This is a genomic window from Duganella sp. Dugasp78, from assembly GCF_059491455.1.
Genome location: NZ_CP168506.1, coordinates 2,812,166 through 2,826,965, shown reverse-complemented (window position 1 = coordinate 2,826,965; position 14,800 = coordinate 2,812,166). Strand labels below are relative to the sequence as shown.

Sequence of the window (14,800 nt, the reverse complement as noted above, 5' to 3'; positions counted from 1 at the left end):
CTCCGTCCTAGTCCATAAGGAAACTATCGCTGTGCGAATTCATTCTAGCTCACGCTCTTTTGCATCAAAGTAATTTTCGCAAGGTAAAGGTTTTCCTTCGCGGTGGTGTTTCGGCTGAACAACGCCTTGGCTTGCGGTCGTGGCCCGGCAAGCCGGTTACAATGCAGTCTTTGCCGCCCGATAAGCACCCCACGTGTCCAGCCGATTACTCTATCTACGCCTGCTGCAGCAATTCCGTCCCTATATGTGGCTCGGCGCCATCACCCTGTTCGCGGTCGGCATGGCCGCGGCCGCCGACGTACTGCTGATCCGCCAATTGCAAACCGTGGTCGACGCGCTGGCCCCCTCGCACAGCCTGGGCGCCCGTCCGGCGGTCGGGCTGCTGGCCGAGGTGCAGCAATGGCTGGGGCGCCTGCTGCCCAATGACACGGCCCATGCGGCGCTGTGGTCGATTCCGGCGGTGATCCTGGGCCTGGCCGTGATGCGCATGGTCTCCAGCTTCGTGGCCGAATACGGCGCCGCGTGGCTGAGCAGCCGGGTGCAGGCCAATCTGCGCGAGCTGATGTTCGCCCGCGTCATGCGCCTGCCGAACGGCTATTTCGACCAGTCCTCCACCGGCACCACGCTGTCGCGCGTGGCCTTCGACGCCGCCCAGGTGGCGCAGGCCGTCCTCACCGTGGTCAACGTCGCGGTGCGCGACTCGGTCGCCGCCATCGGCTACCTGGCCACGCTGTTCATCGTCGACTGGCAGCTTGCCCTGTTCTGCCTCGGGCTGCTGCCGCTGGTGGCCATCATCGTCACCTTCGCCGGCCGCCGCATGCGCCACCTGAGCAAGAGCGCGCAGGCCGCCATGGGCGACCTGACCAATGTGCTCGACGAGAGCATCAGCGGCCAGCGCGTGGTGAAGATCTTCGGCGGCCAGAAATACGAACAGGCCCGCTTCGACGGCGTGGTCAAGCTCAATCGCCAGCTGGCTGTCAAGCACGCGGCGACGTCGGCGCTCAACTCCGGCATCATCATGCTGCTGATCGGGATCACGCTGTCGTCGGTGATCTACTTCGCGCTGCTGCGCGCGCAGGCCGGCGCGCTGACGCCGGGCGCCTTCGTGGCCTTTATGTCGTCGCTGATGGCGATGCAGTCGCCGATCAAGAACCTGACCAAGATTAACGAGCCGCTCCAGCGCGGCCTGGCCGCAGCCGAATCCGTGTTCGGCCTGATCGACACCGAATCCGAAGCCGACACCGGCACCCGCACGGTGGAACGCGCGGTCGGCCGCCTGGCGCTGGAGGATGTGAGCTTCCGCTACAACGCCGATCCCGACGCCAGGCCGGCGCTGGACCGCGTATCGCTCGACATCGCGGCCGGCGAGACGGTGGCCCTGGTGGGCAGCTCCGGCAGCGGCAAGACCACGCTGGCCGGCCTGCTGCCGCGCTTCTACGACGTCAGCGCCGGCAGCATCAAGCTCGATGGCGTCGACCTGCGCGACTACACCATGACCTCCCTGCGCAAGCAAATCGCGCTGGTAAGCCAGGACGTGGTGCTGTTCAACGATACGCTGGCGGCCAATATCGCCTACGGCGATCCCGAGCCGTCCATGCAGCGCATCGAGGCTGCGGCCCACGCGGCCCATGCGCACGAGTTCATCGAGCGCCAGCCCGAGGGCTACCATACCTCGGTCGGCGAGAACGGCCTGCGGCTGTCGGGCGGCCAGCGCCAGCGCCTGGCGATCGCGCGCGCGCTGTACAAGAACGCGCCCATCCTGATCCTGGACGAGGCCACCAGCGCGCTGGACACGGAATCCGAACGGCTGGTGCAGGCGGCGCTGGAAGTGCTGATGCGCGGCCGCACCACGGTGGTCATCGCGCACCGCCTGTCGACCATCGAGAACGCCGACCGCATCGTGGTGCTGGATGGCGGCCGCATCGCCGAAGTGGGCAGCCACGAGACGCTGCTGGCGCAGCACGGCATCTACGCGCGCCTGTACCAGACGCAGAAGAGCGTTCAGGTGGCGTCGTGAAAGATCAATCCCAGCGTATGTCTTGAGCCGGCGCGGATGCGGCTCACGCCATGCCGCATGGCGACCCGGTAGACGCCGCGCGCACCCTGCGCCGGCCGGTGGTTGACGGGGAAGATCACCATGTCGCCGCGCTTCAGCGGCACCACCTCCACCCGCGACTGCATGCGCGGGCGCTGCTCGGTCAGCACGAACTCCCCTCCTTCGAAATCCTTGCCCGGTTGGCTGAGCAGTATCGCGGCCTGCAGCGGGAACACGTGCTCGCCGTACAGGTCCTGGTGCAGGCAGTTGTAGTCGCCGGCGCCGTATTGCAGCATCAGCGGCGTCGGACGCTGCTGGCCGGCGGCGTGGCAGCGCGCCAGGAAGTCGGCATGGTCGGGCGGGAAGCGCGCCTCCATGTCCATCAGCTCGTGCCAGCGGTTGGCGATGTCGGCCAACGGGCCATACAGCGATTGCCGCAGCGCCGAGATCATCGACGGCAGCGGATAGCGGAAGTACTGGTACTCGCCGCTGCCGAAGCCGTGCTGCGACATCACCACCCGGCTGCGGAACAGCGACGCTTGCTGGTACTGCGCCGCCGTGGCGATGCATTCGTCGGCGTCCAGCATGCCGGGGACGATGGCGTAGCCGTGCGCATTCAGCTCGTCGGCGATGGCTTGCCAGTCCAGCCCCGCCACGTGCACCGCGATGCCGGCCGCCGCGCCCACCGCCTTGCGGGCGTTGGCCAGCGCCAGCGCGTTGGCCGCGGCCTGGGCGGCTGCGGATACCGCGGCGTCAGCGTCCGCGCCTGCCGGCGGCGCCACCGTTGCGGCGGGCGCGAGCGCCACGCTCACCGGCAGCGTCTTGCGCGGCTTGCGCTCGGCCGCACCGCCGCCGAAATCGAACTCGCCGTTCTTCATTTGCCCGCCTCCCGGTCCAGCAGCGCGGCCTTGCGGTCCACGCCCCAGCGGTAGCCGGAGATCGAACCATCGTTGCGCACCACGCGATGGCACGGTATCGCCACCGCCAGCGCGTTCGCCGCGCAGGCTCCAGCCACCGCCCGCGCGCCCTTCGGCAGGCCGACCAGCTCCGCCAGTTCCGCATAGCTGACCGTGCGCCCGGCCGGGATCTCGCGCAGCACCTGCCACACGCGCTGCTGGAAGGCGGTCCCGCGCACGTCGAGCGGCAGGTCCAGGCCGATCTCCGGTCGCTCCACCATGCCGACCACGCGCGACACCACCTGCTCATATTCCGGCTCGGCGCCGATCAGCTCCGCCTTCGGGAAGCGGTCCTGCAGATCGCGCACCAGCACGTCGGGATCGTCGTCGATCAGAATCGCGCAGATGCCCTGCTCCGTGCTGGCCACCAGGATCGCGCCCAGCGAACAGGCGCCGATGGCGAAGCGGATCTGCGCGCCGCGTCCGCCGGCGCGGAAGGCGGTCGGCGTCATGCCCAGCACCGCCGGCGACTGCGCGTAGAACCGTCCGCTGGAGTTGTAGCCGGCCGCGTACATCGCATCCGTCACCGTGGCCTGCTGCGCCAGCCCGTCCTGCACGCGGCGCGCCCGCTGCGCGTTGGCGTAGGCCTTGGGCGTGATCCCCGTCACCGCCTTGAACATGCGGTGGAAATGGAAGCGGCTCACGCCCACCGCCGCCGCCAGGCTGTCCAGGTCCGGCGCCGCCTCGGCGTCGGCGGCGGCCGCGTCGATCAAGCGGCAGGCCTGCGCCACGATGGCGGCCTGGCGCTCGGCCAGCGGCGGCTGGTCCGGCTTGCAGCGCAGGCAGGGACGGAAGCCGGCCTGCTCGGCCGCCTCGCGGCTGTCGTGGAAGGCCACGTTCTTGCGCAGCGCCGGCCGCGCGCCGCACGAAGGCCGGCAGTACACGCCGGTGCTGCGCACCGAATACCAGAACTCGCCGTCGGCGCCGGCGTCGCGCTCACGCACGGCGGCCCAGCGCTGCTCGTCGCCCTGGTAGGCGGTCCGCGTAAGCTCTTTATTTGCTGTCTTGCCCATCTCAGACTCCATGATCGGATAAGGAATGCAGCCATCCTATCCAGCAGCGCCGGGCGACGCACTCCGGCTCTTGCTTTTGAATTGCAGATTGTACGTCGGACAAGCATGCGATGCTAAAATGTCCTCATGCCGCCAGCCAGGCGCGCCCTCGGAGAAACCGTTTGGACGACGAACCAACCCTGCAAGACAGTACCCCCATATTCCAGCGCATCAAGGATTACCTGATGGCGCAGATCGCCGCCGGCACCTGGAAGGAAGGCGACGTGATTCCGTCCGAACAGGCGCTGGTCAAGCAGTTCGGCGTCTCCCGCATGACCGTCAACCGCGCCGTGCGCGAGCTGACCGCAGACCAGATCCTGACCCGCCGCCAGGGCTCCGGCACCTACGTCGCGCAGCAGAAGTACCAGGCCACGCTGCTGGAAATCAAATCCATCGCCGACGAGATCCGCGCGCGCGGCCACGCCCACCGCAGCAGCCTGCAGCAGCTCGAGCGCGTCAAGGCCAGCGAGCTGATGGCCAAGCAGTTCGAACTGCCGGCCGGCCATCCGCTGTTCCACTCGGTGATCGTGCACTTCGAAAACGGCGTGCCGATCCAGGTCGAGGACCGCTGGGCCAACCCGCTGTGCGCGCCAGACTACATGGAGCAGGACTACGCCGCCATCACCCCCAACGAATACCTGATGAAGGCGGCGCCGCTGCAGGGCGCCAGCTACAGCATCGAGGCGCTGGCCGCGCCGCGCGACATCGCCGAGATGCTGGCCATCGACACCAAACAAGCCTGCCTGGTGCTCAAGCGCCAGACCCGCTCCAACGGCCTGGTGGCCTCCATCGCCACCATGTGGCACCCCGGCCACCGCTACCAGTTCGCCGGCAGCTTCACGCAGTAGCGCCGCCGGCCGTCATACTTTCCTTACAACTTAGTCGACTAAAAGCCAACCTTCGATGCTATAGTTGCCCGGCTACAGCATAAATATCGCCTTGCGGATTGAAAGGGAAGCTCTTGTCGCACCGCCGTCCCAGGTCCGGCCGGACCCTCTTCTGGCGCCGTCTACGCAGCCTGACGGCGGCTGCGCTCGTGCTGGCCGGTGGCTGCGATGGCGCGCTGGCGGCGGAGAAGGTCAGCATCCAGCTCAAATGGTCGCACCAGTTCCAGTTCGCCGGCTACTACGCGGCCCAGGACCAGGGCTACTACCGCGACGCCGGCCTCGACGTCGCGCTGCTCGAGGCGCGCCCCGGCAACGACCCCATCCAGTCCGTGCTCGACGGCCGCGCCCAGTACGGCGTCAGCAACACCTCGCTGCTGGTGGCGCGCGGACGCGGCCAGCCGGTGGTGGTGCTGGCCTCGATCTTCCAGCACTCGGCCAGCGCGCTGCTGGTGCGGCACGGCGCCGACGGCAAGCCGCGGCCCTGGCCCGGCAGCCGCGTGATGCTGGCGCCGAACAACGAGGAACTGACCATCTTCCTCAAGAAGCTGGGCGTGCGCCCCGACGGCCTGGTGCAGGCCACCCACAGCTTCAATACCGAAGACCTGCTCGAAGGCCGGGTCGACGCCATGTCGATCTACCTCACCGAGGCGCCATATCTGCTCGAGCGCAACAACGTCGGCTACGAGATCCTGACCGCGCGCGCGCTGGGCGACGACTTCTACGGCGACCTGCTCTACACCACCGAAAGCGAGCTGCGCGAGCATCCGCTGCGCGCGCAGGCGCTGCGCGACGCCACGCTGCGCGGCTGGCGCTATGCGATGGCGCATCCGGGCGAGATCGCCGACCTGATACGGGCCCGCTATCCCGAGCGCCACAGCCGCGAGCACCTGATGTACGAGGCCCAGCACACCGCGCCGCTGCTGGAGCAGGGCTTGATCGAGCTGGGCTACAGCAACCCCGAACGCTGGCGCGCCATCGCCCGCGCCTACAGCGAGCAGGGCATGCTGCCGGCCGACTTCAAGCTGGACGGCTTCCTGTACCAGCCGCGGGCCGGCGACAGCCTGTTGCGCTACATCGGCGCGCTGGCGGCGGCGCTGCTGCTGCTGTTGACGGCGGCCGCCCTGTGGCGCCTGCGGCGGCAGGCGGTGGCGCTGCGCGCGGCGCGCGCCGAACTGGCCGACGCCGAACGCCTCGCCGGCCTGGCGCTGGAGAGCACCGGCGAGGGCATGTGGGAATGGCGCCTCGACACCGGCGCGCTGACGCTGTCGCCGCGCTACGGCGCGCTGCTGGGCTACGGCGCCGGCGAGTTCGCGCCGACGCTGGAACAGTGGCTCAGCCACGTGCACCCGGACGACCAGGCGCGCCTCGAGCGCAGCATCCAGGACCACCAGGCCAGCACCTCCGAACTGGGCAATCAGATCTTCAGCGAGCACCGCATGCGCACCAAGGACGGCGGCTGGATCTGGGTGCTGGCGCGCGGCATGATCGTCGAGCGCGACGCCGCCGGCCGGCCGCTGCGCGCCACCGGCACCATGGCCGACATCAGCGAGCGCGCCGCCGCCGAGGAGGCGCGCATGTGCGCCGTGGTCGACGCCACGCCGGGCGCCATGCTGATCGCCGACAAGAACGGCCGGGTGCGCTACGCCAACCCGGCCTGCGCCCGCAGCTTCGGCTACGAGGGCACGATGGCCGGGCGCTCGGTCGAGCAGCTGGCGCCGGAGGCTATGCGCAGCAACGGCCGTACGCGCGAGCTGTTCTCGCGCCCCAACCTGCCGGGCCGGGTGCTGAGCGCGATCCGCGCCGACGGCAGCAGCTTCCCGGCGATGGTGCACATCGCCCCGGTGATGCTGGCCGGGCAGGAGCTGGTGGTGATGGCGCTGCGCGACATGACCCAGCGCCAGCGCGCCGAGGAGGCGCTGCACGCCAGCTCCGAGCGCTACCGCCTGATCGTGCAGACCGCCGCCGAAGGCATCTGGATGACCGGCGCCGACGACCGCACCAGCTTTGTCAACCCGACCATGGCGCGCATGCTGGACTACGACGTCGAGCAGATGCTGGGCCGCGCCATGACCGACTTCATGGACGACGACGGCCACGCGCTGCTCAAGCAGCACCTGCAGCGGCGCCTGGCCGGCGAGGCCTGCCAGGGCGACGTCTGCTTCCGCCGGCGCGACGCCAGCGTGGTGTGGTGCCTGCTGTCGACCACCGTCATCAACTCCGACGCCGGCCACTACGCCGGCACGCTGGCGATGCTCACCGATATCACCGAGCGGCGCCGCGCCGACAGCGCGCTGCGCAGCTCCAGCCAGCGGCTGGCGTCGATCTTCAACGCCGTCACCAACGGCCTGGTGATGATCAACGGCGACGGCTTTATCCTGGAAAGCAACGCCGCCGCCGCGCGCATGCTGGCGCACTCGCTGGCGGTGGACGGCGGCCGGCTGTGGCGCGGCGTGCGCGAGGACGGCTCGGCGTTCGACGTCCCCAGCCATCCGGTGCAGCAGGCCATCGTCACCGGCGTGTCGGTGCGCGACGTGGTGATGGGCGTGCGCCAGGCCAACGGCGAGGTGCACTGGCTGTCGGTCAACGCCGAGCCCATCCCCGACGAGCGCGGCGTGGTGCCGCTGGTGGTGGCCAGCCTGACCGACATCACCGACCGCAAGCGCGGCGAGGACCAGCTGCGCGAGCTGAACGAGCACCTGGAGGAGCGCGTGGCCATCCGCACCGACGAGCTCAACCAGGCGCGCATGCTGGCCGAGGAAGCCAGCCAGACCAAGGGCCAGTTCCTGGCCAATATGAGCCACGAGATCCGCACGCCGATGAACGGCGTGATCGGCATGGCCTACCTGGCGCTCAAGACCGACCTCGACCCGCGCCAGCGCGACTACCTGGAAAAGATCCGCTTCGCCGGCGAGCACCTGCTGGGCATCATCGACGACATCCTCGACATCTCCAAGATCGAGGCCGGCAAGCTGGAGATCGAGCAGGTCGACTTCGCGCTCGACCATGTGATCCAGACGCTGACCACGGTGGTCGCGCCCAAGGCCGCCAGCCGCGACCTGGAGCTGGTGTTCGACCTCGACCCCGCGCTGCCCAGGGTGCTGCGCGGCGATCCGCTGCGCCTGGGCCAGGTGCTGATCAACTACGCCAACAATGCCATCAAGTTCAGCGAGAAGGGCCGGATTGAGGTGCGGGTGCGCCAGGTGGTGGGCGACACCAACGGCTGCCTGCTGCGCTTCGAGGTGAGCGACTGCGGCATCGGCCTGTCGGAGGCCGAGATCGACAAGCTGTTCCAGTCCTTCCAGCAGGCCGACACCTCGACCACGCGCGAATACGGCGGTACCGGCCTGGGCCTGGCGATCTGCAAGCAGCTGGCGCAGCTGATGGGCGGCGAGGTCGGCGTGCGCAGCCGGCCGGGCCTGGGCAGCACCTTCTGGTTCACCGCGCGGCTGGGCATTTCCAGCGCGACGGTGCCGGCGCTGATCGACCGCGTCAAGGACGCCGCCGCCGAGCTGCTGGCCTCCTCGCGCAGCGCGGCCGTGATGGCCGCGCTCAAGCACGCCCGCATCCTGCTGGTGGAGGACAACACCTTCAACCAGCAGATCGCGCTGGAGATGCTGGAGGAGGTGGGCTCCTCGGTGTGCCTGGCCGCCAACGGCATGGAGGCGCTGGAGCTGCTGCGCCAGACCGCCTTCGACTGCGTGCTGATGGACGTGCAGATGCCGCTGATGGACGGCCTGGAGACCACGCGCCGCATCCGCGCCGACCCCAGCCTGGCCGACATGCGGGTGCTGGCCATGACCGCCACCGCCACCAACGAGGACCGGGTGCGCTGCATCGAGGCCGGCATGGACGACTTCATCTCCAAGCCGATCCAGCCGGCGCTGATGTACCAGACCATCGCCAACTGGCTGCCCGAGCGCGGCGACGAGGCGCCGCGCGAGGCGCCGGCGCTGCCGCCGCGGCCGTCCTTCAAGACCACGCTGGGCGGCGACCCGGCGGTGATCGACCTGTCGATCCTGGCCAAGCTGCTGGGCTATCATCCGCACAAGGTGCGCAAGTTCGCCTTCAAGTTCCTGCAGAACACCCAGGAAGGCCTGGGCCAGATGGAGCGGGCGCTGCAGAAGGGCGACCTGGCGCGGGTGCGCGAACTGGGCCACCGCCTGAAGTCGCCCGCGCGCACCGTCGGCGCGCTGGGCATGGGCGAGCTGATGCTGGAGATCGAGCAGCTGCCGGCCGACGCCGCGCCGGAAACGGTGGCGCCGTTCCTCGCGCGGCTGTGGGCGCTGCTGGAACAGATCACCGAACAAATCATGACCAACACCACTTTCGCCGACGACAACTAGGGCCGGGAAACTATCATGCGGGTAATGCTGCTGGACGACGACAACTTCATGCTGGAGGTGCTGGCCGATATGATCGCCGGCCTCGGGCCGCACCAGGTGCTGCGCGAAACCGACGGCCGCCGGGCGCTGGTGGAGCTGCGCCTGCGCCCGCCGGAGCTGCTGATCTGCGACCTGAGCATGCCGGCGCTGGACGGCATCGACTTCCTGCGGCTGGCGGCGGCGCAGCAATACCGCGGCTGCGTGGTGCTGCTGTCGGGCGTGGACGGCGCCGTGCTGAAAACCGCGGCCCGCCTGGCCGAGGCCCAGGGCCTGGCCATCCTGGACGCCTGCGCCAAGCCGCTGGCGGCCGAGACGCTGGCCGCGCTGCTGGAGCGCGCCGCGGCGCGCTGCCCGGCCATGCCCGGGCCGCTGCCGGACAACCATGGCCAATAGTTTGGATGGTTTCTACAATCTGCCGCACATTTTTTAAAAATGGGTTATTATTTACGCCATCCCCGCCTGCCGACCTTGTTGCCTTCCCTTCCAAGACATTGAATTCGCGCAATTGGCCACCATCTGCTGCCTGTAACCGGCAACGTTGACGGCGATTGCAGACAACATGGCATAATCCCCAGGCGTTATTGACCCACAGACCTCGATTGAGGAATATATGAGCGAAAATATCAAACACATCACCGACAATTCCTTCGACGCAGACGTCCTGAAATCCGACCGCCCGGTGCTGGTCGACTTCTGGGCCGAGTGGTGCGGTCCCTGCAAGAGCATCGCCCCGATCCTGGAAGAAGTGGCCAAGGAATACGACGGCAAGATCCTGATCGCCAAGATGGACGTCGACGCCAACCAGGCGGTGCCGGCCAAGTTCGGCATCCGCGGCATCCCGACCCTGATCCTGTTCAAGAACGGCGTGGCCGCCGCGCAAAAGGTTGGCGCCATGGCAAAAGGCCAGCTGACCTCTTTCATCGACAGCAATATCTAAGTAAGATAGTATTACGCTGCAAAAAAACGGCGCCGCGCCCGTGGCGCCGTTTAATAACATAGAGACAACCACGCAGTTCCCTCCCCTACCTTTACTTTCCCGTCACGGGACACTCAACACATATGCATCTATCTGAATTAAAGGCCCTACACGTCTCGGCATTGCTGGAGATGGCCATCGGTCTTGATATCGACAACGCGGCGCGTCTGCGCAAACAGGAGTTGATGTTTGCGATCCTGAAAAAGCGCGCGAAATCCGGTGAACAGATCTTCGGCGACGGCGCCCTGGAAGTGCTGCCGGACGGCTTCGGCTTCCTGCGCTCGCCCGACGCCAGCTACATGGCGTCCACCGACGACATCTACATTTCCCCATCGCAAATCCGCCGCTTCAACCTGCACACCGGCGATTCGATCGAGGGCGAGGTACGTACCCCCAAGGATGGCGAGCGCTACTTCGCGCTGGTCAAGGTCGACAAGGTCAACGGCGAATCGCCGGAAGCCTCGAAACACCGCATATTGTTTGAGAACCTGACGCCGCTGCACCCGAACGAGCCGCTGCGCCTGGAACGTGACATCAACGGCACCGAGAACATCACCGGCCGCATCATCGACCTGATCGCGCCGATCGGCAAGGGCCAGCGCGGCCTGCTGGTGGCCTCGCCCAAGTCGGGCAAGTCGGTGATCCTGCAGCACATCGCGCACGCGATCACCGCCAACCATCCGGACTGCACGCTGATCGTGCTGCTGATCGACGAACGTCCCGAGGAAGTGACCGAGATGCAGCGCTCGGTGCGCGGCGAAGTGGTCGCCTCGACCTTCGACGAACCGGCCACCCGCCACGTGCAGGTCGCCGAGATGGTGCTGGAAAAAGCCAAGCGCCTGGTCGAGATGAAGAAGGACGTGATCATCCTGCTCGATTCGATCACCCGCCTGGCGCGCGCCTACAACACCGTGATCCCTGCCTCCGGCAAGGTGCTGACCGGCGGTGTGGACGCCAACGCGCTGCAGCGTCCGAAGCGCTTCTTCGGCGCCGCCCGCAACATCGAGGAAGGCGGCTCGCTGACCATCATCGCCACCGCGCTGATCGAAACCGGTTCGCGCATGGACGACGTGATCTACGAGGAATTCAAGGGCACCGGCAACATGGAGGTGCACCTGGAGCGCCGCCTGGCCGAGAAGCGCGTCTACCCGGCGATCAACCTGAACAAATCGGGCACCCGCCGCGAGGAACTGCTGATCAAGCCGGACCAGCTGCAGAAGATCTGGATCCTGCGCAAGCTGCTGTACTCGATGGACGAGATCGAGGCGATGGAGTTCATCCTCGACAAGATGAAGGCCACCAAGAACAACGGTGAGTTCTTCGACATGATGCGGCGCGGCGGCTAAGGCTGCGACAATCATGCCAAACAGGCAACCTCGACGGTTGCCTGTTTGCGTTTACCCCGCACTGCGGCCACAGGGGGTCGGACCCCGTACGGGGTCCGACCCCGCGTCTCCGGTTTGCGGGGTGGACGGAAACCCGGTATAATCGCCGATCGCATCAATTTCAACTCTGGCAAGTGAGCGGCAATCGGGTCAAGAAGCGGGACCGACCGACGAAGTGCTGTTTGGCTACCTAACTAACCGAAGGCTACAAAATGAAACCAGAAATCCATCCAGATTACCGCGAAGTGGTGTTCCACGACCTGTCGTGCGACTTCAAATTCGTCACCCGTTCGACCATCCAGACCCGTGAAAAGATTGAGCACAACGGTAAGGAATACCCACTGGTCAAGATCGAGGTGTCGGCTGAATCGCACCCGTTCTACACCGGCAAGCACAAAATCGTCGACACCGCTGGCCGCGTTGAGAAATTCCGCCAGAAGTTCGGCGCCGTGGGCTCGAAGACCCAAGTCGCACAAGGCTGATTTTCGCCGCGATGAACAAAAAAGCAGCCTCTGGCTGCTTTTTTTGTTTGTTGGCCCTGCCGGTTTTCCTTCATACTCCCGTTCACCTCTCACTTGCACACCGATCGATGAAGCCAGTCCGTCTTCCCGCCGCCGCTACCCTGGCACTGCCGCGCTGGGCGCTGTTCGCCCTGGGCATGCTGTACATCCTGCCCGGCCTGATCGGCCGCGATCCGTGGAAGAACGACGATGCCGCCAGCTTCGGCATCATGTGGACCATGGCGCACGGCAGCTGGCAGGACTGGCTGTGGCCGAACATCGCCGGCCTGTCGATGCCGGACGAGGGCCCGCTGGCGTTCTGGCTGGGCGCGCTCGGCATCAAGCTGTTCGGCTGGCTGATGGGCGATGTGCTGGCGGCCCGCGTGGGCACCGTCGGCGTGTTCCTGCTGGGCGTGCTGTCGCTGTGGTACGCCACCTTTAATTTAGGCCGCCGGCAGGACGCGCAACCGCTGCGCCTGGCCTTCGGCGGCCAGCCCGAGCCGGACGACTTCGGCCGCACCCTGGCCGACGCCGCCGTGCTGCTCTACCTCGGCTGCCTGGGCCTGCTGCTGCACAGCCACGAGACCACCTCGGAGGCGCTGCAGGTGTCGCTGGTGGCGCTGCTGCTGTACCGCACCGTGCGCTACGTGGAAGGCCCGTCGCTGCGCAACGCCGCCCTCAGCGGCCTGGCGGTCGGCCTGCTGACCTTGACGCGCGGCTGGGTCACGCCGGTGTTCCTCATGCTGGCCCTGTTCGCCTGCACCCGTTTCCTCGACCAGCCCGCCATCCGCGCGACGCGCGACCTGGGCGCCACCATCGCCGTCGGCGGCGCCGTGGCCGCGCTGTGGCTGCTGCCGGCGCAGCTGCTGCAACCCTACCACCAGCTGCCGCTGAACGCCTGGCTGGCCTGGAACCTGGACCTGTTCGGCATGCCGAGCGCGCTGTCGCTCAAATTCTTCTTCCGCGTCGGTGTCTGGTTCTTCTGGCCGGCCTGGCCGTTCGCCGGCTGGGCCGTGTGGGCCTGGCGCCGCCAGCGCCGCGCGCTGCACATCGTGGTGCCGCTGGCCTTCGTCACCATGGGCGCGCTGCTGACACTGTTCAACGACCAGCCCGAGCAGGGGCAACTGCTGGTGCTGCTGCCGCCGCTGGCCATCATGGCCGCGTTCGGCCTGCTGACCATGAAGCGCGGCGCCATCAACGCCATCGACTGGTTCTCGGTGATGGCGCTGACCCTGTGCGCGGCCATGATCTGGGTGTTCTGGATAGCCAAGCTGACCGGCTGGCCGGCCAAGGCCGCCAAGAACGCGCTCAAGCTGGTGCCGGGCTTCCATCCCGAGCTGGGCTGGATCGCGCTGCTGGTGGCGCTGGCCGCCACCGCCGGCTGGTTCGCGCTGGTGCACTGGCGCATCTCGCGCCAGCCGGCCGTGCTGTGGCGCGCCGTGGTGCTGTCCTCCGGCGGCCTGATCCTGATCTGGATTTTGCTGATGACCTTGTTCCTGCCGGACGTCAATTACAGCAAGAGCTACGCCAGCGTGGCGCGCCAGATCGCCGACAAGCTGCCGCCGGGCACGCGCTGCATCGAGAGCAATGTCGGGCCGGCCCAGCGCGCCTCGTTCGCGTACTACGCGCAACTGCCGTTTGCCGGCGTCGAGGGCGGTAAGTGCGACCTGCTGCTGCTGCAGGACAGCATCAAGCTGCGCGACGAGCGCGAGATCCCGGCGCGCTACCGCAACCAGCAATGGCGCCTGCTGTGGGAGGGCCGGCGCCCGGCCGACCGCGACGAGCGCTTCCGCCTGTACCGCCGCGCCGACTAGTGCGCTTAAACGGGCGATGATGTTGTCGCCCGCCTCGCATTGCTGTTATGCTTTTCCGCAGAAAGCGGCCCAGCCATGCGACTTATTTTCCTGTCATTATTACTCGCGGCAGCCGGCCTCAAGGCCGGTGCGGCCACGCCGCTGACCATCGTCACCGAGCACGCCCCGCCCGCCAGCATGCAGGGCGCCGATGGCGTGACCGGCCGCGAGACCGACAAGGTGCGCGAGATGATGGCGCGCACCAACACCGCCTACACCATCGAACTGCTGCCGTGGAAGCGCGCCTACCTGATGGCGCAGCAACGGCCGCTCACCTGCGTGTACTCGACCTCGCGCACCGAGGACCGCGAAAAACTGTTCAAGTGGATAGGACCGACCGACGAGGCCGAATGGGCGCTGTGGGGCCGCGCCGACCACGAGTTCCCCTTGAAGACGCTGGAGGATGCGCGCCATCTGCGCATCGGCACCTACATCGGCGACGCCCGCGACGCCTGGCTGCGCAGCCGCGGCTTTCAGGTCGAGGCGGTCAGCAACGACCTGGCCAACCCGCAGAAAGTGCTGCTCAAACGCATAGACCTGTGGGCCGTGGGCATGCGCAATGGCAGTCCCGGGCCGAGCCAGTACGACTGGGTGGACAAGGTGGTGCCGCTGCTGGTGTTCAACCGGGTCAAGGTCTACCTGGCCTGCAACCCCTCAGTGCCGGATGAGCTGGTCATCCGGCTCAACGCGGCGCTGGCCGAGATGCGGCGCGACGGCACCATGTCGCGCCTGGAACGCAAGTACGAACACTGGACCCTGCCCAGATAAGCGCCA

At 67.4% G+C, this 14,800-nt stretch carries 11 protein-coding genes; 9 read left to right on the top strand and 2 right to left on the bottom strand.

What is annotated here, in order from left to right; genetic code table 11:
• The first annotated feature begins 193 nt into the window (after nt 1–193).
• Nucleotides 194–2,017 carry a lipid A export permease/ATP-binding protein MsbA gene (msbA, locus tag ACEN9O_RS12510; protein WP_495617853.1) on the top strand — a complete coding sequence of 608 codons (1,824 nt, stop codon included), beginning with the start codon at nt 194–196 and terminating at the stop codon, nt 2,015–2,017.
• Here msbA and ACEN9O_RS12505 read toward each other — a convergent pair.
• Both ACEN9O_RS12505 and ada read right to left on the bottom strand, forming a co-directional pair.
• Nucleotides 2,002–2,913, bottom strand: coding sequence for a 2OG-Fe(II) oxygenase (locus tag ACEN9O_RS12505; protein ID WP_495617852.1), 912 nt, complete (start codon nt 2,911–2,913; stop codon nt 2,002–2,004). The two genes, msbA and ACEN9O_RS12505, sit on opposite strands and share 16 nt — an antisense overlap.
• Entirely contained in the window at nt 2,910–4,016 is a 1,107-nt protein-coding gene (ada, locus tag ACEN9O_RS12500) for a bifunctional DNA-binding transcriptional regulator/O6-methylguanine-DNA methyltransferase Ada (protein ID WP_495617851.1), read from the bottom strand. The genes ACEN9O_RS12505 and ada overlap by 4 nt, the downstream gene beginning before the upstream one ends.
• 98 nt (nt 4,017–4,114) lie before the next feature.
• Here ada and hutC point away from each other — a divergent pair, with 98 nt between their 5' ends.
• From hutC to ACEN9O_RS12460, 8 genes are all read left to right on the top strand, one after another.
• A complete protein-coding gene (hutC, locus tag ACEN9O_RS12495; RefSeq protein WP_495617850.1) occupies nt 4,115–4,891 on the top strand; it encodes a histidine utilization transcriptional repressor HutC in 777 nt (258 codons plus the stop codon).
• Nucleotides 4,892–5,004: 113 nt separating this feature from the next.
• Complete coding sequence (locus ACEN9O_RS12490) at nt 5,005–9,273, top strand: PAS domain S-box protein (RefSeq protein WP_495617849.1); 4,269 nt, start codon at nt 5,005–5,007, stop codon at nt 9,271–9,273.
• Nucleotides 9,274–9,288: 15 nt separating this feature from the next.
• Nucleotides 9,289–9,705 (top strand): response regulator, encoded by a 417-nt coding sequence (locus ACEN9O_RS12485; protein ID WP_495617848.1) that lies wholly within the window; start codon nt 9,289–9,291, stop codon nt 9,703–9,705.
• Nucleotides 9,706–9,922: 217 nt separating this feature from the next.
• A complete protein-coding gene (trxA, locus tag ACEN9O_RS12480; RefSeq protein WP_495617847.1) occupies nt 9,923–10,249 on the top strand; it encodes a thioredoxin TrxA in 327 nt (108 codons plus the stop codon).
• 122 nt (nt 10,250–10,371) lie between these two features.
• Nucleotides 10,372–11,634, top strand: coding sequence for a transcription termination factor Rho (rho, locus tag ACEN9O_RS12475; protein ID WP_116991848.1), 1,263 nt, complete (start codon nt 10,372–10,374; stop codon nt 11,632–11,634).
• Between the two features lie 251 nt (nt 11,635–11,885).
• Nucleotides 11,886–12,155, top strand: coding sequence for a type B 50S ribosomal protein L31 (locus ACEN9O_RS12470; RefSeq protein ID WP_161089897.1), 270 nt, complete (start codon nt 11,886–11,888; stop codon nt 12,153–12,155).
• 107 nt (nt 12,156–12,262) lie between these two features.
• Nucleotides 12,263–13,987, top strand: a complete 1,725-nt coding sequence (locus ACEN9O_RS12465; RefSeq protein WP_495617846.1) for an ArnT family glycosyltransferase — start codon at nt 12,263–12,265, stop codon at nt 13,985–13,987.
• 75 nt (nt 13,988–14,062) lie between these two features.
• Nucleotides 14,063–14,794, top strand: a complete 732-nt coding sequence (locus ACEN9O_RS12460; protein ID WP_495617845.1) for a substrate-binding periplasmic protein — start codon at nt 14,063–14,065, stop codon at nt 14,792–14,794.
• The last annotated feature ends 6 nt before the right edge of the window (nt 14,795–14,800 follow it).